Genomic DNA, 18,828 nt, shown 5'->3' with positions numbered 1-18,828 from the left:
GGCACAAGGAGAGATGCAATGAGTGAAGCCCACGTTTATCCGGTAAAAGAAAATATTAAATCAACCACACACGCGGATAATGACACTTACCTAGCCATGTACCAGCAATCTGTTTCTGACCCTGAAGGCTTTTGGGGTGAACACGGAAAAATCGTTGATTGGATCAAACCTTTCACACAAGTAAAAAACACCTCTTTCGACCCTGGCCACATTGATATTCGCTGGTTTGAAGATGGCACGCTTAACGTTTCGGCTAACTGTATCGACCGCCACCTTGCTGAGCGCGGTGATGAAGTCGCTATCATCTGGGAAGGCGATGACCCGGCTGATGACAAAACTCTAACTTTTAATGAACTACACAAAGAAGTGTGCCTATTTTCAAATGCTCTAAAAGAGCAAGGCGTACGCAAAGGTGATGTGGTTTGTTTATACATGCCAATGGTGCCAGAAGCGGCAGTAGCCATGCTGGCGTGTACCCGTATCGGTGCGGTTCACACAGTCGTATTTGGTGGTTTCTCACCAGAAGCACTGTCTGGTCGTATTATCGATTCAAATTCTAAAGTCGTTATCACTGCCGATGAAGGCGTGCGTGGCGGCCGTGCGGTTCCACTGAAGAAGAATGTCGATGAAGCTCTGACGAATCCTGAAGTGAAAAACATCGAGAAGGTTGTTGTATTCAAACGCACTGGCGGTGATGTGGCATGGCACGAACATCGCGATGTGTGGTGGCACGATGCTATTGCTAATGCATCTGCAGATTGCCCACCAGAAGAGATGAACGCAGAAGATCCACTATTCATCCTTTACACGTCAGGCTCAACAGGTAAACCTAAAGGCGTTATGCACACTACAGGTGGCTACCTTGTTTATGCAGCGATGACATTCAAATACGTGTTCGATTACCAAGAAGGCGAGACTTTCTGGTGTACAGCGGATGTGGGTTGGATTACTGGCCACACATACCTTGTTTACGGGCCGCTTGCTAATGGCGCAAAAACGATTCTATTTGAAGGCGTGCCAAATTATCCGAACACCAGCCGCATGAGCGAAGTGGTCGATAAGCACCAAGTTAATATTCTTTATACTGCGCCAACGGCTATTCGTGCATTGATGGCGAAAGGCAATGAAGCCATTGAAGGTACTTCTCGTGACAGCCTAAGAATCATGGGCTCAGTGGGTGAACCTATCAACCCAGAGGCGTGGGAGTGGTATTACAAAACAATCGGTAATGAGCAGTCTCCAATTGTTGATACATGGTGGCAAACAGAAACGGGCGGTATCTTGATTGCACCGCTACCAGGCGCAACAGACCTGAAACCGGGCTCTGCAACTCGTCCATTCTTCGGTGTGCAACCAGCGTTGGTTGATAACATGGGTAATATCATTGAGGGCGCAACAGACGGCAACCTAGTGATTCTTGACTCTTGGCCAGGACAAATGCGTACCGTTCATGGCGATCATGACCGCTTCGAACAGACTTACTTCTCGACCTTTAAAGGCATGTACTTCACCAGTGACGGCGCTCGTCGCGATGAAGACGGTTACTACTGGATTACTGGTCGTGTCGATGATGTGCTTAACGTATCAGGTCACCGTATGGGAACCGCTGAGATTGAATCGGCTCTAGTCGCGTTCGATAAGATTGCAGAAGCCGCGATTGTGGGTATCCCTCATGATATTAAAGGCCAAGCGATTTACGCTTACATCACGCTGAATGATGGTGAGTTCCCAACTGCAGAGCTTCATAAAGAAGTGAAAGACTGGGTACGTAAAGAGATTGGCCCAATTGCAACGCCAGATGTACTGCACTGGACTGACTCTCTACCAAAAACTCGTTCGGGTAAAATCATGCGTCGTATCCTGCGTAAAATCGCGACTGGCGATACAGGTAACCTAGGTGATACCTCAACCCTAGCCGACCCAAGCGTGGTTGATAAGCTGATTGCCGAGAAAGCCGAACTGGCATAAGCAACCAGTCACAGCAGCTAATCACTGTTTAAAACAGCACTTTCTAAACCGTCACCTATGTGGCGGTTTTTTTATGGCTGATCTTGATCTCAAATATCCCGCCCCAAATTAAGGCTAAGACGCTTTTTTGTTAAGTTGGTAACAATTCCAAGCTGTATCAATAGGAGATTAGACCAGTAAATTGCTGCGATTTGCGCTGAATTAGCTATAATCTGGTTCTAATTTTTAAATTTGGGTTTTTCTCACTGGAAATTAACCGCAAATTTTCAATAAAATGGCAACATTCACGTTCGTAAACACGATAAAGGAAGATAGCCCCACGATGTCTACAAAGTTTCGCATTCTAGTTTTAAATGGCCCAAACCTTAACCTGTTAGGCCTTAGAGAGCCTGCACACTACGGTTCTCAAACACTTGACCAGATTATTAGCTCACTGACCGAGCAAGCGAAAGCACACGATGTTGAGCTATCTCACTTACAGTCAAATCGTGAGTATGAACTGATTGAAGCTATCCATAGTGCTTATCAAAATGTTGATTTTATTATTATCAACCCAGCAGCCTTTACACATACCAGTGTGGCACTGCGTGATGCACTACTTGGCGTTGCCATCCCATTTATTGAGGTTCATCTATCGAATGTTCACGCGCGTGAACCATTCCGTCACCACTCTTACCTATCTGATAAAGCAGAAGGTGTGATTTGTGGCTTAGGTGCCCAAGGTTATCAATTTGCTTTGACCGCTGCGCTCAGCAAGCTCAACTCAAAGTAAACATAAACAACGAACTATTACTAACCTACTCAGTCATAGAGTAAGTTCAATTAACAGATAAAGAGAAAGAAACAATGGATATTCGCAAAATCAAAAAGCTAATCGAATTGGTTGAAGAGTCTGGTATTTCTGAGCTAGAAATCTCTGAAGGTGAAGAGTCAGTACGAATCAGTCGTAACAGCACTGCACCTGTAGCACCTGTTCAATATGCAGCTGCTCCAGCACCTGTAGCGGCAGCAGCTCCTGCGGCGGCACCTGTAGCAGCAGAAGCTGCGGCTCCTGCAGTTCCAGCTGGTCACCAAGTTCTTTCTCCAATGGTTGGTACTTTCTACGGCGCTCCAAGCCCAGACGCAAAACCATTCGTTAAAGTTGGTCAATCTGTAACTGCTGGCGAAACGCTATGTATCGTTGAAGCAATGAAGATGATGAACCAAATCGAAGCTGATAAATCTGGTGTTGTAACAGCTATCCTAGTTGAAGACGGTCAACCAGTAGAATTCGACCAAGCTCTAGTAATTATCGAATAATAGAGAGCACTCATTATGTTAGATAAATTAGTAATCGCGAACCGTGGTGAGATTGCACTACGTATTCTGCGTGCATGTAAAGAGCTTGGCATTAAAACGGTAGCGGTTCACTCAACTGCTGACCGTGACCTTAAGCACGTACTGCTTGCAGACGAAACCATTTGTATCGGTCCAGCTCGTGGTATCGATAGCTACCTAAACATCCCTCGTATCATCAGCGCAGCTGAAGTGACAGGTGCAGTAGCTGTTCACCCTGGCTACGGCTTCCTATCTGAAAATGCAGACTTTGCAGAACAGGTAGAGCGCAGTGGCTTTATCTTTGTTGGCCCTAAAGCTGAAACCATTCGCATGATGGGTGACAAAGTGTCAGCTATCACGTCAATGAAAAAAGCTGGCGTACCTTGTGTACCAGGTTCTGACGGCCCTCTTGACGACGACGAAGCAAAAAACAAAGCGCACGCTAAGCGCATTGGCTTCCCAGTTATCATCAAGGCATCTGGCGGCGGCGGCGGTCGTGGTATGCGTGTTGTTCGCTCTGAAGCAGAACTAACAGAAGCTATCGCGATGACTCGTGCTGAAGCAAAAGCATGTTTCAACAACGACATGGTTTACATGGAGAAATTCCTAGAAAACCCACGTCACATTGAAGTACAAGTGCTTGCAGATGGCCAAGGTAATGCTATCCACCTAGGTGAGCGTGACTGTTCAATGCAGCGTCGTCACCAGAAAGTTGTGGAAGAAGCGCCAGCTCCAGGTATCACTGAAGAGATGCGTAAGTACATTGGCGAACGTTGTACTCGTGCATGTATTGAGATCGGTTACCGCGGTGCAGGTACATTTGAATTCCTATACGAGAACGGTGAGTTCTACTTCATCGAAATGAACACTCGTATCCAGGTTGAACACACGATTACTGAAATGGTAACGGGTATCGACCTAGTGAAAGAACAGCTACGTATCGCAGCTGGTCAGCCTCTATCATTCACTCAGGATGATATTAAGCTGCGCGGCCACTCAATCGAATGTCGTATCAATGCTGAAGATCCAGTTCGTTTCCTACCTTCACCAGGTAAGATTGAACGTTTCCACGCACCGGGCGGCATGGGCGTACGTTGGGAATCTCACATCTACACGGGTTACACAGTACCACCACACTACGATTCAATGATTGGTAAGCTGATCACTTACGGTGAGAACCGTGATGTTGCTATCGCTCGTATGAAGAACGCATTGGGTGAAATGATTGTTGAAGGTATTAACGTTAATACTGAGCTTCAACTGTCTATTATGAACGACGAAAACTTCCAACACGGTGGTGCAAACATCCACTACCTTGAGAAGAAACTTGGTTTGTCATAATCCGTTCGTTTAAGAACAGTCAAAATGCTCACTTCGGTGAGCATTTTTGTTTTTGAACCGCCGAAAAAATCAATCTTTAATCCCCATTATATTCCGTGGGGTTTTGGTGAATTTGCTCATATTTTCTGCTAGACTCGCCATCCAATTTTTCTCATATAGAAGATGCAGCCATGCCTTGGATTCAAATCAAGCTTAATGCTACCAATGAAAATGCCGAACAAATCGGCGACATGTTAATGGAAGAGACTGGTGCTCTTTCTGTAACTTTCCTGGATGCACAAGATACCCCTGTATTTGAGCCTCTGCCGGGTGAAACTCGCCTTTGGGGTGATACTGACATTCTCGCGCTTTACGACGCTGAGACTGATACTGGTGTCGTTCTAGCGCAGATTAAAGCAAGCAACATGTTCCCTGCAGACTTTGCTCATAAAGTAGAGCAAATTGAAGACAAGGATTGGGAACGTGAATGGATGGATAACTTCCACCCAATGAAGTTTGGTGAGCGTTTGTGGATCTGCCCTAGCTGGCGCGATATCCCTGAACCTGACGCTGTTAACGTAATGCTAGACCCAGGCCTTGCATTTGGTACAGGTACTCACCCGACAACGGCATTGTGTCTCGAGTGGCTTGAGGGCTTAGACCTGACAGGCAAAACCGTGATCGACTTCGGTTGTGGCTCAGGCATCCTAGCGATCGCTGCGATCAAACTAGGCGCGGCAAAAGTTATCGGGATCGACATTGATCCTCAAGCTCTGCTTGCATCAAAAGACAACGCACAACGCAATGGCGTTGCTGAGCAACTAGAGGTGTTCTTACCACAAGATCAACCGGAAGGTTTGCTAGCAGACGTTGTTGTTGCCAACATTCTTGCGGGTCCATTACGCGACCTTTCTGGCATCATCAAAGGCCTAGTTAAGCCAAATGGTGTACTTGCGATGTCGGGTGTTTTAGATACACAAGCAGAAGATGTTGCCACTTATTATCGTGATGAGCTTCACATTGATCCGATCATCGAACAACAAGAATGGTGTCGAATCTCCGGTCGCAAGCAAGGCTAGACAAGACTTTGGGCGCTAATTGACTGAAATTTAAACAAATTACAAAAACAAATTGTAAATGCTCAAATATTAGTCTTTTCACGCAGCGAAAAAATGCGTAAAATGCGCGCCCTTGCTGGTACAGAACTGTGATGACATTTTTGAAAATCGGAAATTATCAACTTAAGAACAATCTAATCGTCGCTCCTATGGCTGGCGTAACGGATAGACCATTCCGTGAGTTGTGTCTTCGCTACGGTGCGGGGATGGCAGTCAGTGAAATGATGTCCTCCAATCCGAAAGTTTGGAAAACGTCAAAGTCTCAGCAGCGTATGGTACATGAAGGCGAATCGGGCATTCGTTCAGTACAAATCGCTGGTGCAGATCCACAGCTTATGGCCGAGGCTGCTCAATTTAATGTCGATAACGGTGCGCAAATCATCGATATCAACATGGGTTGTCCAGCCAAAAAAGTGAATAAGAAGCTTGCGGGCTCAGCCTTACTGCAGCATCCAGAACTCATTGAAGACATTCTGAAAGCGGTGGTAAATGCTGTCGACGTTCCAGTAACGTTGAAAACGCGCACAGGCTGGGATACAGACAATAGAAACTGTGTCCAAATCGCGAAAATAGCCGAAGACTGCGGCATACAAGCTCTTGCGCTCCATGGAAGAACTCGCGCTTGTATGTACAAAGGTGAGGCAGAATACAAACACATTAAAGCAGCGAAACAAGCAGTATCTATTCCGGTTATCGCTAACGGTGATATCGATAGTCCGGAAAAAGCGAAGTTTGTGCTGGAGTACACCGGCGCTGATGCTTTAATGATAGGTCGACCTGCCCAAGGACGTCCTTGGATTTTTAACGAAATCCTACACTATTTGGAAAACGGCACCACGATGGACCCACTCCCGATCTCGGAAGTGAAAGACATCATGCTTGGTCATGTGCACGCTCTACATGAATTTTATGGAGAGTTTTTAGGCCCTCGCATCGCTCGTAAGCATGTGGGTTGGTATCTAAAAGAACATGAACATGCGAGTGAGTTTCGCCGTACCTTCAACGCATTCGAAGCAGGTGATCTGCAGCTTGAAGCGCTAGAAGGTTTTTTTGATAACGTTGCACCATAATTACGAGAAGAGCTAGACCGAATATGTTCGAACAAAATCTGACTTCAGAAGCATTGACAGTAACTACAGTTACATCACAAGACCAAATCACGCAGAAGCCACTACGTGACTCAGTTAAAGCATCATTGAAAAATTACCTTGCTCAATTAAACGGTCAAGAAGTCAGCGAGTTATACGAATTAGTATTAGCTGAAGTTGAACAGCCACTACTAGACACTATCATGCAGTACACTCGCGGTAACCAAACTCGCGCAGCAACCATGATGGGTATTAACCGCGGTACTCTTCGCAAGAAACTTAAAAAATACGGCATGAACTAATCGTTCTTTCGTAATTTATTGAATTGAAAGCCAAGCTCATTGTTGAGTTTGGCTTTTTTTTGACTTGTCGAACCGTGATAGGTAGCTGATTACTCTCCAGTGCGACAACAGCGCCCTTTGTCGACGTTTGCTGAATCCAAGGCTGCCAGAATAGAACAATGGCTTGCATCGTCGTCTACGTGGCCACAGCACGCATCATTTATCTTTTTAAGTGCAGTGCGAATCTTGGTTAACTCAGTGATCTTCTCATCGATCATCTCTAATTTTGCTGAGGTAATCGACTTCACTTCGGCGCAACTGTGTTGTGTAGCCTCGAGGCGAATCTCAAGCAATTCTTTAATCTCGTCCAAACTCAGCCCCAACGCTTTAGATTTGAGAATAAACGTCACCTGTTTCTGGTTATTTTCATCATATAGGCGATAACCGGATTCACTGCGACTGGCTGGCGCGATCAGGTTATTCTTCTCATAAAATCGCAAGGTATCGGCTGTCACACCGCATCGTTTCGCTAATTCACCGATCTGAAACATGTTTTTTCCTACTGTTTCGTCCATTCCACAATTAACCTTATCGTTACTTTTCAGGCTGAAATGGCACTTTTCATAATTAATTTTGAGATGCCAAACGATTGCGCGAGCTTTTTTGTAATAAATTAGTTAGAATCTGCGCCATCAAATTTGGAGTTGGTTATCTTATAGCTTAATCATAAGACTAACCCAAAAGGTCTTTACCAAAACTGGCCAATATTTTATCTCTTACTGGTATCTAAGATAATCCACGCTAAGAAGATAGAAACAAGTTCTTTTTTGGCAAATATCTTTATTTTAACCCCATGAATTTGAGGAAGATGGAAGCATGAATAACGCTCGTCCAATTCGCCGCGCTCTAATCAGCGTATCAGACAAAACTGGTATCGTTGAATTTGCACAAGCTCTTGCTAACCGTGGTGTAGATATCCTATCTACCGGTGGCACTGCTCGCCTGCTTGCTGAAAAAGGCATCTCTGTTACAGAAGTATCTGACTACACTGGTTTCCCAGAAATGATGGATGGCCGTGTTAAGACTCTGCACCCAAAAGTTCATGGTGGTGTTCTAGGCCGTCGTGGTCAAGATGATGACGTGATGGAAACTCACGGTATCAACCCTATTGATATGGTTGTTGTAAACCTATACCCATTCGCAGAAACCGTTGCTAAAGAAGGCTGTACCCTTGCTGATGCCGTTGAGAACATCGACATCGGTGGCCCTACTATGGTTCGCTCTGCAGCGAAAAACCACAAAGACGTGACTATCGTTGTAAACGCACACGACTACGAGCGCGTTGTCGCTGAAATGGACGCGAACGAGAAATCTCTAACGCTAGAGACTCGCTTCGACCTAGCTATCGCAGCATTCGAACACACCGCTGCTTACGACGGCATGATCGCAAACTACTTCGGCACTATGGTTCCATCTTACGGTGAGAACAAAGAAGGTGATGAAGAGTCTAAATTCCCTCGCACGTTCAACCAACAGTTCGAGAAAAAGCAAGACATGCGCTACGGAGAGAACAGCCACCAAGCTGCGGCATTCTACGTTGAAGCTAACCCAGAAGAAGCATCTGTTTCTACAGCTCGCCAAATTCAAGGTAAAGCCCTTTCTTACAACAACATCGCTGATACTGACGCAGCACTTGAGTGTGTGAAAGAGTTCGACCAGCCAGCATGTGTAATTGTTAAGCACGCTAACCCATGTGGTGTTGCACTAGGTGAAGACATCCTAGAAGCTTACGACCGCGCATTCAAAACAGACCCAACGTCTGCATTTGGCGGCATCATTGCTTTCAACCGTGAGCTAGACGCTGCAACAGCAACGGCTATCACTGAGCGTCAATTCGTTGAAGTTATCATTGCACCATCAGTTTCTGCTGAAGCAGTAGAAATCGTAGCGGCTAAGAAAAACCTTCGTCTACTTGAGTGTGGTGAATGGACAACGAAGACAACTGGCTTTGACGTGAAACGCGTTAACGGTGGTTTGCTAGTTCAAGACCGCGACCAAGGCATGGTATCTGAAGATGACCTGAAAGTGGTTTCTAAGCGCCAGCCAACAGCTGAAGAATTGAAAGATGCTCTATTCTGCTGGAAAGTAGCGAAGTACGTTAAATCTAACGCTATCGTTTACTCGAAAGGCGATATGACAATTGGTGTAGGCGCTGGCCAAATGAGCCGCGTTTACTCTGCGAAAATTGCAGGCATCAAAGCTGCAGACGAAGGTCTACAGGTTGAAGGTTGTGTGATGGCATCTGACGCATTCTTCCCATTCCGTGACGGTATCGACGCGGCAGCAGAAGCTGGCATCAAGTGTGTTATCCAACCGGGTGGCTCTATGCGTGATGACGAAGTTATCGCAGCAGCAGACGAACACGGCATGGCGATGATCTTTACGGGCATGCGTCACTTCCGCCACTAATATTTAGTTCACCTAAACAATTAGTAGCTATCGAGCCTCTCAATTTTGAGGGGCTTTTAAGAATTAAAGACTTAAGGATTGAAACATGAACGTATTAATCATCGGTGCTGGCGGTAGAGAACATGCTTTGGGTTGGAAAGCAGCACAGAACCCAAACGTTGAAACAGTATTCATCGCTCCAGGTAACGCAGGTACTGCACTTGAGCCGAAACTTGAGAACGTAAACATCGGCGTTGAAGACATCGCTGGTTTAGTCGCGTTTGCTCAAGAGAAAAAAATCGAGCTGACTATCGTTGGCCCTGAAGCGCCATTAGTTATTGGTGTAGTTGATGCATTCCGCGAAGTGGGTCTTCCTATCTTTGGTCCAACTCAAGCGGCAGCACAGCTTGAAGGTTCGAAAGCATTCACTAAAGATTTCCTAGCTCGTCATGACATTCCAACGGGTTACTACGCAAACTTCACTGAGATTGAGCCAGCTATAGCTTACGTTCGCGAGCAAGGTGCTCCAATCGTAGTGAAAGCTGACGGTCTTGCCGCGGGTAAAGGCGTTATCGTTGCGATGACCCTTGAAGAAGCAGAAGACGCAATCAAAGACATGCTAGCGGGCAACGCATTTGGCGAAGCAGGCAGCCGCGTGGTGATCGAAGAGTTCCTTGAAGGCGAAGAAGCAAGTTTCATCGTAATGGTTGACGGCTCTAGCGTGCTTCCTATGGCCACCAGCCAAGACCACAAACGTGTTGGCGACAAAGACACGGGGCCTAATACTGGCGGTATGGGGGCTTACTCTCCAGCTCCAGTTGTGACGCCTGAAATCCACAACCGTATCCTTGAGGAAGTTATCTATCCAACGGTACGTGGTATGGATGCAGAAGGCGCACCTTACACGGGTTTCCTTTACGCTGGCTTAATGATCGATGCTGATGGCACGCCTAAAGTTATCGAATACAACTGCCGCTTCGGCGATCCAGAAACGCAACCTATCATGATGCGTATGGAGTCAGACCTTGTTGAGCTTTGCCTAATGGCTATCGACGAGAAACTAGACGAAGCAGAATCAAAGTGGGATCCACGCGCTTCTATCGGTGTTGTTCTTGCGGCTGGCGGTTACCCTGCTGACTACACAAAAGGTGACGTAATTTCACTACCAACAAGCGAAGTTGAAGGCCAAAAGGTTTTCCACGCAGGTACGACAAATAACGAAGCTGGCGATGTGGTGACAAACGGTGGTCGTGTTCTTTGTGCAACGGCACTGGGTAACACGGTTTCTGAAGCTCAAGAGCGTGCTTACGCATTGACGAAGCAAGTTAGCTGGAATGGTATGTTCCACCGCAATGACATTGGTTACCGTGCGATTGCGCGCGAGCAAGAGCAGTAATCAATCTTGTTACTCGCTTACTTTCCATAATAGTAAGCAAATGACAGTAAGCGAATAACAACAAAAGGCGCCTCGATAGGCGCCTTTTTATTACTCAATCTTTCTAGGAATCTGCGCCTGTACAGACAAATCAGCACTTAGCCTACAGTAGGCCAAATACTCTCAATCCTTTGATTGCTCGCTATTCTTTCAACAATGATGGCCTAACAACACAATCATGGCTGTCTTCAGCCAGCATCAGTAACTCTTCCACACTCATCTTACCCAGTGAATCACTGCCAAGAAACGCCGCATAGCTTTCCACTGATGCCAATCGGTCGATCACGAAGCTTGGTAAGGTCTGGTTAAATTCAATGCGATCAAATTCACCACCAGCGCACGTCTTAAAAGAGCTACCATCCCAGTAACCCTGAACCAGTCTGAGCCCTTCGTCATTCTGCTTCATCGTAGTCTCTAGAACCGACTTAGCTTCTTTCTGGTAGTTTTCGAGTTGCTTAGCTTGGATAGGTAAGATTTTGCTATCAATACGATACTGTTGATACACAGCTTCGCCTGACTTATTGAAACGCACATGGACACGATAAGGAACCAGCTCATTAGAAGAGTTACGCTGCTCGCCTTCACGAATGAATTCTCGAAGCACGCCTTCTGACCAAGCATAATCAGTTTGATACCAGCCGTAATCGCCGACAGTGACGTAGTCAGCTGAAGTATGAGGTTGTGTTAGCTTGTTTGTAACCCAGTAGAAACTTGTCGCGTCGCCCATGACTTGGCCGCCGGTATGAGTTTCAAATTGCTCTAGGTTTTTGCGAGGGCTTGTTGAAGAACAGCCAATAAGAAATGTAGATAATAGTGAAACGAGAAGAAATGCTTTTTTCATAAAAACCTGTACCGAGGTGGAATACGACTACCTCGGTACAGTTTAGATTATTTCACTGAATCTTTCAGCGCTTTACCTGCAACAAATGCTGGAACATTTGCAGCAGCGATTTGGATCTCATCACCAGTTTTTGGGTTACGACCAGTGCGAGCTGCACGGTGGTTTACTTTAAAAGTACCAAAACCAATTAGCTGAACTTGATCGCCATCTTTAAGAGCATCTGTAACACCGCCAAGAGTCGCTTCTAGAGCAGCTTTAGCTTGTGCTTTAGAAAGGTCCGCTTTTTCAGCAATAAAGTCGATTAATTGAGTCTTGTTCATTTTAGGTTTCCCTTCTTTGTATTTTTGAATTCAATTCACTCTAAAACATAAATGCCCCATCTGGCAAAGGTTTGTCGTCGATCTTTAGCTCTAATGCCGTAGTTTTAGCCATAATATGAGTAATAACTCACAATTTGTTACTGATTTTATTAAGCAAGCCCTTGTTTAAAAGGGGCTGAGAGCAAAATTAATGATGACCTAGCCACTACTTTTTCACTATAATCCACGCTGAATCGCTGCTAAAGCGTACAATTTAATTTAAGGGCAAACATGCTGCTGCTATCTATTTACGTCTCCATTGCTATTGGAGTTTCTTTCATTTGTTCTGTTTTAGAAGCTGTACTTTTGAGTATTAGTCCGAGCTACATTGCTCAACTAAAACAAAATGGGCACCCTGCAGCAGAGTCTTTAGACAAACTGAAAACAGATATTGACCGCCCGCTTGCGTCAATTTTAACGCTCAACACCATCGCGCATACTATCGGTGCTGCGACAGCAGGTGCACAAGCGGCTGTCGTTTTTGGTAGCCAATGGTTAGGTGTCTTCTCTGCCGTGCTAACGCTAGGTATCTTGGTATTATCTGAGATTGTTCCAAAAACCATTGGTGCAACCTACTGGCGTCAACTTGCTCCTGCTTCGGCAAGCGTGCTGCGCTGGATGGTGTTCTTCCTAACACCGTTTGTATGGTTCTCAGAACAGATCACCAAACGTCTTGCTCGTGGCCACCAAGCACCAAAAATGCGTGATGAGTTATCTGCAATGGCGATTTTGGCAAAAGAGAGCGGTGAATTTGCAGAAGGCGAGTCAAAAATCCTGAGCAACCTACTGGGTATTCAAGATGTACCCGTGACTCAGGTAATGACGCCGCGCCCAGTGGTATTCCGTGTTGATGCGGAAATGAGTGTGAATACGTTCCTAGAACAACATAAAGACACGCCATTCTCACGTCCGCTGGTTTACAGCGAGCAGAGTGACAACATCATCGGTTTTGTTCACCGCTTAGAGCTGTTTAGATTGCAGCAAGCCGGTTGTGGTGAGAAAGCTTTGGGTGAAGTAATGCGCCCTATCCACGTGTTGCTGAACAACATGGGCTTGGCTAAGGCCTTTGACCAGATGATGGCAAACCGCCTGCAACTGTCTTTAGTTGTGGACGAATACGGCACTATTCAGGGCATCATCACCCTAGAAGACATCTTTGAGCACCTAGTGGGCGAAGAGATTGTCGATGAAGCGGATAAGACGACTGACATGCAAGAACTGGCGTTCCAACGCTGGGAAAAGTGGAAAGAGACACACGGCGTTATTGAAAACCGCGATGACGAGGACGAGCTAGAGGAAGAAACTCCAGCAGACAACGACTCTTCAGACGCAAAATCAACGGATGACGACGACGCATCAAAAGACAAAGCGCAGAACGAAGACAAAAAAGACGCTTAATCTAAATTTGATACCGTCAGATACAACAAAGGCTCCCTAGGGAGCCTTTGTTTTTTTATTCGTACCTTGGTGCAATTGCGAATTATAACGCAACACCAATGTTACTGACTGGGTCTTCACGCAGTTCGTGGCGTAGGTCTTTGATCAGCTCTAAGTCACGCTCAGTCGTTTCACGTAGAGGTCGGAAAATGGCCCACTGAACGTCCCACTCTTCACACACCGCTTCGTTTTCTTTCTGGTTTTCGTTCGTCACTTCTTCAGCGCCTTGAGCAAACTCAAGCTCAGCAACCGTCTTCACCGATTGTTGACTCACTTTAATTACCGCTTCCAACATATGTTCACGGTCAAGCAGACCATGAATTAGCGTTGCTAGGCCTTGGCATGCGTCCATTGCTGGGTAAACACCATAAAAATCAAAATCATCACCGCTAGGGAATAGCTCTTCAACCTTCTCAAGTTGACGCTCAAAGTTCACCTTTGCTGTTTTAACCGTCAGGATTTCCCAAATGCTATCCAAAACATCACGATAGATTCGAGCTTCCGCAAATTCTGTATTCTCACAAAACATGGCATAGTTAGGGTACATACGCTCACATAGACACGCCATAAAGGTAATTTGTTGCCAAGGTTCTAACTTTTCAAGACGAACCTGCAGTGGATTCTGAAGCATAGTCACTCAATAATTGCAGAAAAAGACAGCGAAAGTGTACTTGATAAACCCTGGGGGGAAAAGGTAAGCCGATGAACAATTTTACGAATAAGCTCTATATTCTTACTGAGCATGACGATACCTATACGCAACTGATTCTAAACCAGGATTTACCCGACCTAGAAATCACTCAAAACCCCAAATCAGCACAGATTGTCTTGGCGTCACCACCTCTAATCACAGAGCGCCTCGGCGAGTTTAAAGAGCTAGACTGGGTACAGAGTACCTATGCCGGAATCAATAAACTCACTCAGCCAGATCTGCGTCAGGACTATACGCTAACCAACGTCAAAGGCATCTTTGGCCCGGCTATCGCAGAATACGTATTGGGTTACACAATCAGTCACTGTAGACACTTCCCTCATTACCACCAGCATCAACAACAACGAAACTGGCAGCCACAGCTTTATACTAGCCTAACTGACAAAACTATGGTGATTTTAGGAACAGGTTCAATCGGCGGTCATTTGGCAAAAACCGCGGCGGCTTTTGGTATTCATACCATAGGTGTCAACCGTACCGGTATCCCATCCAAACAAGAAACCTTTAAAGAGACCTTCCACATCAATGAGATAGAGGCTGCCCTTAAGCAGGCCGATATTGTGGTCAACACCTTGCCATCAACCGCTGAAACCTATCAGCTGTTGAACCAAACCACGTTAGGTTACTGCTCTAATGTGTTGCTGTTTAATGTCGGTCGAGGGGAAAGCATCGACAATAAAGCCTTGTTGCTCGCCATAAAAAACAGATGGGTAGAACACGCATTTTTAGATGTGTTTGAAAGTGAACCCCTCTCTCAGGAACACCCTTTCTGGAAACTACCGCAAGTCACCATCACTCCACACATCGCTGCACTCAGTGAGCCAAGACAAGTAGTCGAGATCTTCGCAGAGAATTACAAACAATGGCGAGATGGCTTTACACTTAATCATGTCATCGATTTTGATAAAGGTTACTGATGTCCTCTTCGTTACTTAAAGAGATTCGACAATGCCGAGCTTGTGAGCCTCACCTATCACACGGTGCTAACCCGGTGATTCAAGCACACCCAAACGCGCGCTTGCTGATCATAGGCCAAGCGCCGGGTATCAAGGTGCATGAGTCGTCCATCCCTTGGAATGACGCGAGTGGCGAACGATTAAGAGGATGGTTAGGGATAGATAGCGATACTTTTTACGACGAGCAAAAAGTCGCGATTGTGCCTATGGGTTTTTGTTATCCGGGGAAAGGGAAAAGTGGTGATCTTCCACCACGCAAAGAGTGCGCGGAGCTTTGGCATAACAAAGTGCTGCAATCTCTACCCAATATTCAAATGACACTGCTGATTGGCCAGTACGCACAAAACCATTACCTAACAAACAAGACCACCAGCACACTGACCGAAACCGTGCGTGATTGGCAAAGGTGGGCGCCTGAGTTTTTGCCATTACCCCACCCTTCGCCACGCAATAATATCTGGCTCAAGAAGAACCCTTGGTTTGAAAATGAAGTCATTCCTTATATCAGGAAACACATCTCAGAGCATTTGGCCTACCATGGTCCAAATGCCTAATTAACTGCACATAACAAGATTAAACCGCCATCAAATGCCAATTTCAGGCAATAAAAAAGCGCTGTTGGTTTCCCAACAGCGCTTTCAATCATCTTGCTCAGAATTACTTGTGGTAAGGCTTAGACAATTCGTGAACAGCGTCAACGAATACACCAGCGTTCTCTGGCGGTACATCTAAGTGGATACCGTGGCCTAGGTTAAATACATGACCTGTACCACCGTCGCCGAAGCCTTCTAGGATGCTGCCCACTTCTTCGCGAATACGTTCAGGCTGAGCGTAAAGCATTGAAGGATCCATGTTACCTTGCAGAGCAACTTTGTCGCCGATGCGAGCTTTTGCATCTGCGATGTTGATTGTCCAGTCTAGACCAACCGCATCACAACCTGTTGCTGCGATAGACTCAAGCCACATGCCGCCGTTCTTAGTGAACAGAGTAACCGGAACTCTACGACCTTCGTTTTCACGGATTAGGCCATCAACGATTTTGTGCATGTATTGCAGTGAGAATAGGTTGTAGTCACGAGGAGTCAGTACACCACCCCATGTATCAAATACCATTACCGATTGAGCACCCGCTTTAATTTGCGCGTTCAAGTATTCGATAACACTGTCAGCCAGCTTGTCTAGAAGCAGGTGCAGCGTTTGTGGTTCTGCGTACATCATCTTCTTGATCTTAGTGAATGCTTTAGAGCTTCCACCTTCAACCATGTATGTAGCTAGAGTCCATGGGCTACCAGAAAAACCAATCAGTGGCACTTCGCCTTTCAGGTCTTTACGGATCTGACGAACGGCATTCATTACGTATTGAAGCTCACCTTCTGGATCAGGTAGGCCAATCTTCTCTACGTCAGCTTTACACGTGATAGGACGCTCAAACTTAGGACCTTCACCTGTTTCAAAGTACAAACCTAAGCCCATTGCATCAGGGATAGTTAGGATGTCTGAGAACAAGATTGCCGCATCAAGCGGGAAACGACGTAAAGGTTGAAGTGTTACTTCTGATGCCAGTTCCGCGTTTTTGCACAAAGACATGAAATCGCCCGCTTCAGCGCGCGTTGCTTTGTATTCAGGAAGATAGCGGCCAGCTTGGCGCATCATCCATACCGGTGTGTAATCAACAGGCTGTTTTAAAAGTGCGCGTAAATAGCGATCGTTTTTTAATTCGGTCATTCCGTTAAATTCCAATTCAATCTTGTCTAATTTTGATGGCAAGTATTCTAACACTGATTGAAGGGTAAAAGCTGTGTGCTTTGCAACCTAGATCAAGTTATTAACTTTTAAATCAATGCTTAATTTGCACCCAATTACGAGAGCATGTTAAAAATTTGTTCGCTAGCGAAAATTACAATTATAACATCTGAGTAGTCACTACTCAGCATCTCATAACGACATCTTACTTACCCCCTCCACTTGTGGAGGGTTTTTTTTAGCTTTTGACCACCCATAGGCCAAATACTATCACAGGCAGATTAGTGCTCTAGCATCTGCTCCGTCACACCATCTTTCATCACGTCATCAACGGTTTTCTCAATCAACTGTCTCGCAATGGTTCCAACAGGAGCAACATCAGGCAGGCTTGTTACGTCAAACCATTGAGCATCCGATAGCTCGCTGTAGTCAGGCTTAAGCGTACCACCAGCACAATCGGCGAGAAAGCCCATCATCATACTCGATGGAAACGCCCATGGCTGGCTGCCAAAGTAACGAATATTATCGACATCGATACCCGTTTCTTCTTTGACTTCTCTTGCCACACACTGCTCTAAGGTCTCTCCAACCTCTAGGAAGCCCGCTATCACGGTATACATGCCTGTTTTATGTCTTGGGTGCTGCGCAAGCAATATCTTGTTGTCGTTTCGCACAGCGACAATGATGCACGGGAAGATACGAGGATAATGAAGTGTGCGGCAATCTCCACACTGCATCGCCACCTGGTTATGGTTGAGATGATTTCGACCACCACACTGAGGGCAAAAACGCATACTTTGAGTCATATGCCCATATTGGATGGCTTTGCTTGCAGTCAAGAAACTCACTTCAGGCCAGTGCAGTAACTCTCTTAGGCTGACCATGCTCAGCTCATTCTCCACATCACAATCGTTGAGCCAATACACCTTGCGACCTTGATGCTGACCAATACAGATTGCATGCTCCACACTCAGCCCAAGCTCTTCAGCAGAGCCAAACGGAAACTGATCATTATTAACCCAAATATCACTACCAGAAACGACGCACCAATAAGCTTGCTCTGTCATTTTGTTATCACTTTTTTTTAACATCCCTATGCCTCATTGCTTGCAGTTCGTTCATTTTACTGGCAATCTAATTTCATACTAGAGTTGTAGCAGAGAATATTTCAAGCTATTACTTTTAGTAGCTACCAATAAAACGGACCCTGCTTAGGCAATTACTTGATCACAAGGTTGTGATCAGATCATGAGGACATGGTCATGCTAAATAAATTCAAACAAATACAAGAACAATGGGGTGGCTCTAATGAGGTCATCGATCATTGGCTCGAAACTCGACAGTCTCTAATCGTTGAGTATTGTAAGCTAGGTGCCTTGCAGCCAGCTAGCAACGGGCAATCAAACGTTGTTGAACTCCCTTCTCCTAAAGAAATAAGCTCATTCTGCGATCATGTTGTCGATTATATCTCAGAGGGTCATTTTAAGATCTACGATATGGTCATGAAAAAATGGCAAGCAACAGGCTTTAAAACCAATGACGAGATTGATACAACTTACGCGAAGATCGTACTTACAACCGAGCCACTTCTAGAGTTCAATGATAAGTACGTTAAAGTAAATGCAGACGATGAGTTGCCTAACTTCGAAGGAGATATGTCAAAAGTAGGTGAACTACTCGAAGTACGTTTTGAAGTAGAAGATAATCTTATCCAGCTTATTGCAGACAGTTTAGCGATTCCACCAGGCGCTTAGTTAGCTGAATCCTTAATAAGCTTGCCTCTGTGCAAGCTTTTTGTTTTGTCT

The 18,828-nt window shown here is 45.6% G+C and carries 19 protein-coding genes; 13 read left to right on the top strand and 6 right to left on the bottom strand.

Translation table 11 applies throughout. From position 1 onward, the window contains the following. The first annotated feature begins 18 nt into the window (after window positions 1-18). From acs to fis, 7 genes are all read left to right on the top strand, one after another. A complete protein-coding gene (gene acs / locus OCV19_RS00910; RefSeq protein WP_065677326.1) occupies window positions 19-1,968 on the top strand; it encodes an acetate--CoA ligase in 1,950 nt (649 codons plus the stop codon). 322 nt (window positions 1,969-2,290) lie between these two features. Then, window positions 2,291-2,740: a type II 3-dehydroquinate dehydratase gene (gene aroQ / locus OCV19_RS00905; RefSeq protein ID WP_010435475.1), complete on the top strand. Its 450-nt coding sequence runs from the start codon at window positions 2,291-2,293 to the stop codon at window positions 2,738-2,740. Between the two features lie 74 nt (window positions 2,741-2,814). Beyond that, window positions 2,815-3,267 (top strand): acetyl-CoA carboxylase biotin carboxyl carrier protein, encoded by a 453-nt coding sequence (accB, locus tag OCV19_RS00900; protein ID WP_017062707.1) that lies wholly within the window; start codon window positions 2,815-2,817, stop codon window positions 3,265-3,267. Between the two features lie 15 nt (window positions 3,268-3,282). Then, window positions 3,283-4,626, top strand: a complete 1,344-nt coding sequence (gene accC, locus OCV19_RS00895) for an acetyl-CoA carboxylase biotin carboxylase subunit (RefSeq protein ID WP_017062706.1) — start codon at window positions 3,283-3,285, stop codon at window positions 4,624-4,626. A gap of 170 nt (window positions 4,627-4,796) precedes the next feature. Further along, window positions 4,797-5,684, top strand: coding sequence for a 50S ribosomal protein L11 methyltransferase (gene prmA / locus OCV19_RS00890; protein ID WP_009844690.1), 888 nt, complete (start codon window positions 4,797-4,799; stop codon window positions 5,682-5,684). 140 nt (window positions 5,685-5,824) lie between these two features. Further along, window positions 5,825-6,793, top strand: coding sequence for a tRNA dihydrouridine synthase DusB (dusB, locus tag OCV19_RS00885; protein WP_065677330.1), 969 nt, complete (start codon window positions 5,825-5,827; stop codon window positions 6,791-6,793). Between the two features lie 23 nt (window positions 6,794-6,816). Next, window positions 6,817-7,113, top strand: a complete 297-nt coding sequence (fis, locus tag OCV19_RS00880; protein WP_004729744.1) for a DNA-binding transcriptional regulator Fis — start codon at window positions 6,817-6,819, stop codon at window positions 7,111-7,113. Between the two features lie 89 nt (window positions 7,114-7,202). Here fis and zntR read toward each other — a convergent pair whose 3' ends face one another. Further along, on the bottom strand, window positions 7,203-7,643 hold the full coding sequence (gene zntR / locus OCV19_RS00875) for a Zn(2+)-responsive transcriptional regulator (protein WP_048612394.1): 441 nt from the start codon (window positions 7,641-7,643) through the stop codon (window positions 7,203-7,205). 325 nt (window positions 7,644-7,968) lie between these two features. Between zntR and purH the strand changes: the two genes are divergently transcribed. Both purH and purD read left to right on the top strand, forming a co-directional pair. Continuing rightward, window positions 7,969-9,561 carry a bifunctional phosphoribosylaminoimidazolecarboxamide formyltransferase/IMP cyclohydrolase gene (gene purH, locus OCV19_RS00870; protein WP_065677325.1) on the top strand — a complete coding sequence of 531 codons (1,593 nt, stop codon included), beginning with the start codon at window positions 7,969-7,971 and terminating at the stop codon, window positions 9,559-9,561. An 85-nt stretch (window positions 9,562-9,646) separates the two neighbouring features. Further along, a complete protein-coding gene (purD, locus tag OCV19_RS00865) occupies window positions 9,647-10,936 on the top strand; it encodes a phosphoribosylamine--glycine ligase (RefSeq protein WP_065677324.1) in 1,290 nt (429 codons plus the stop codon). A gap of 181 nt (window positions 10,937-11,117) precedes the next feature. Here purD and OCV19_RS00860 read toward each other — a convergent pair whose 3' ends face one another. Further along, window positions 11,118-11,816 carry a DUF1481 domain-containing protein gene (locus tag OCV19_RS00860; RefSeq protein ID WP_048605466.1) on the bottom strand — a complete coding sequence of 233 codons (699 nt, stop codon included), beginning with the start codon at window positions 11,814-11,816 and terminating at the stop codon, window positions 11,118-11,120. Between the two features lie 47 nt (window positions 11,817-11,863). Further along, window positions 11,864-12,136, bottom strand: coding sequence for a nucleoid-associated protein HU-alpha (gene hupA, locus OCV19_RS00855; RefSeq protein ID WP_004729753.1), 273 nt, complete (start codon window positions 12,134-12,136; stop codon window positions 11,864-11,866). Between the two features lie 270 nt (window positions 12,137-12,406). Here hupA and OCV19_RS00850 point away from each other — a divergent pair, with 270 nt between their 5' ends. Next, window positions 12,407-13,573: a CNNM domain-containing protein gene (locus tag OCV19_RS00850; protein WP_019820764.1), complete on the top strand. Its 1,167-nt coding sequence runs from the start codon at window positions 12,407-12,409 to the stop codon at window positions 13,571-13,573. A gap of 82 nt (window positions 13,574-13,655) precedes the next feature. Here the strand turns inward: OCV19_RS00850 and OCV19_RS00845 are convergent, their stop codons facing one another. Continuing rightward, the gene (locus OCV19_RS00845; protein ID WP_017062699.1) at window positions 13,656-14,243 is read right to left on the bottom strand and encodes a YjaG family protein; all 588 of its coding nucleotides are present in this window, start codon (window positions 14,241-14,243) and stop codon (window positions 13,656-13,658) included. Between the two features lie 71 nt (window positions 14,244-14,314). On the opposite strand from OCV19_RS00845, the gene OCV19_RS00840 reads away from it, so the two are divergent. After that, window positions 14,315-15,241 carry a D-2-hydroxyacid dehydrogenase gene (locus tag OCV19_RS00840; RefSeq protein WP_065677323.1) on the top strand — a complete coding sequence of 309 codons (927 nt, stop codon included), beginning with the start codon at window positions 14,315-14,317 and terminating at the stop codon, window positions 15,239-15,241. Beyond that, complete coding sequence (locus OCV19_RS00835; RefSeq protein WP_065677322.1) at window positions 15,241-15,834, top strand: uracil-DNA glycosylase family protein; 594 nt, start codon at window positions 15,241-15,243, stop codon at window positions 15,832-15,834. The genes OCV19_RS00840 and OCV19_RS00835 overlap by 1 nt, the downstream gene beginning before the upstream one ends. 103 nt (window positions 15,835-15,937) lie before the next feature. Here the strand turns inward: OCV19_RS00835 and hemE are convergent, their stop codons facing one another. Together hemE and nudC are read right to left on the bottom strand one after the other, a co-directional pair. Next, window positions 15,938-17,005, bottom strand: a complete 1,068-nt coding sequence (hemE, locus tag OCV19_RS00830; protein WP_017060530.1) for a uroporphyrinogen decarboxylase — start codon at window positions 17,003-17,005, stop codon at window positions 15,938-15,940. A gap of 299 nt (window positions 17,006-17,304) precedes the next feature. Beyond that, window positions 17,305-18,114, bottom strand: a complete 810-nt coding sequence (gene nudC / locus OCV19_RS00825) for an NAD(+) diphosphatase (RefSeq protein ID WP_065677321.1) — start codon at window positions 18,112-18,114, stop codon at window positions 17,305-17,307. Between the two features lie 165 nt (window positions 18,115-18,279). On the opposite strand from nudC, the gene OCV19_RS00820 reads away from it, so the two are divergent. Further along, window positions 18,280-18,777 carry an Rsd/AlgQ family anti-sigma factor gene (locus OCV19_RS00820; RefSeq protein ID WP_017096512.1) on the top strand — a complete coding sequence of 166 codons (498 nt, stop codon included), beginning with the start codon at window positions 18,280-18,282 and terminating at the stop codon, window positions 18,775-18,777. Window positions 18,778-18,828: the final 51 nt, after the last annotated feature.

The sequence above is a fragment of the Vibrio celticus genome, from assembly GCF_024347335.1.
In the GTDB taxonomy this organism is placed as follows: Bacteria; Pseudomonadota; Gammaproteobacteria; order Enterobacterales; family Vibrionaceae; genus Vibrio; species Vibrio celticus.
The sequence above is the reverse complement of the archived record's forward strand: the minus strand, read 5'-3'. Positions and strand labels throughout refer to the sequence as shown.

Excerpts from the sequence above, each read along its gene's own strand:
- acs (WP_065677326.1), top strand. The coding sequence starts at position 19 with ATGAGTGAAGCCCACGTTTATCCGGTAAAAGAAAATATTAAATCAACC.
- aroQ (WP_010435475.1), top strand. The coding sequence starts at position 2,291 with ATGTCTACAAAGTTTCGCATTCTAGTTTTAAATGGCCCAAACCTTAAC.
- accB (WP_017062707.1), top strand. The coding sequence starts at position 2,815 with ATGGATATTCGCAAAATCAAAAAGCTAATCGAATTGGTTGAAGAGTCT.
- accC (WP_017062706.1), top strand. The coding sequence starts at position 3,283 with ATGTTAGATAAATTAGTAATCGCGAACCGTGGTGAGATTGCACTACGT.
- prmA (WP_009844690.1), top strand. The coding sequence starts at position 4,797 with ATGCCTTGGATTCAAATCAAGCTTAATGCTACCAATGAAAATGCCGAA.
- fis (WP_004729744.1), top strand. The coding sequence starts at position 6,817 with ATGTTCGAACAAAATCTGACTTCAGAAGCATTGACAGTAACTACAGTT.
- zntR (WP_048612394.1), bottom strand. The coding sequence starts at position 7,643 with ATGTTTCAGATCGGTGAATTAGCGAAACGATGCGGTGTGACAGCCGAT.
- purH (WP_065677325.1), top strand. The coding sequence starts at position 7,969 with ATGAATAACGCTCGTCCAATTCGCCGCGCTCTAATCAGCGTATCAGAC.
- purD (WP_065677324.1), top strand. The coding sequence starts at position 9,647 with ATGAACGTATTAATCATCGGTGCTGGCGGTAGAGAACATGCTTTGGGT.
- OCV19_RS00860 (WP_048605466.1), bottom strand. The coding sequence starts at position 11,816 with ATGAAAAAAGCATTTCTTCTCGTTTCACTATTATCTACATTTCTTATT.
- hupA (WP_004729753.1), bottom strand. The coding sequence starts at position 12,136 with ATGAACAAGACTCAATTAATCGACTTTATTGCTGAAAAAGCGGACCTT.
- OCV19_RS00850 (WP_019820764.1), top strand. The coding sequence starts at position 12,407 with ATGCTGCTGCTATCTATTTACGTCTCCATTGCTATTGGAGTTTCTTTC.
- OCV19_RS00845 (WP_017062699.1), bottom strand. The coding sequence starts at position 14,243 with ATGCTTCAGAATCCACTGCAGGTTCGTCTTGAAAAGTTAGAACCTTGG.
- OCV19_RS00840 (WP_065677323.1), top strand. The coding sequence starts at position 14,315 with ATGAACAATTTTACGAATAAGCTCTATATTCTTACTGAGCATGACGAT.
- OCV19_RS00835 (WP_065677322.1), top strand. The coding sequence starts at position 15,241 with ATGTCCTCTTCGTTACTTAAAGAGATTCGACAATGCCGAGCTTGTGAG.
- hemE (WP_017060530.1), bottom strand. The coding sequence starts at position 17,005 with ATGACCGAATTAAAAAACGATCGCTATTTACGCGCACTTTTAAAACAG.
- nudC (WP_065677321.1), bottom strand. The coding sequence starts at position 18,114 with ATGTTAAAAAAAAGTGATAACAAAATGACAGAGCAAGCTTATTGGTGC.
- OCV19_RS00820 (WP_017096512.1), top strand. The coding sequence starts at position 18,280 with ATGGTCATGCTAAATAAATTCAAACAAATACAAGAACAATGGGGTGGC.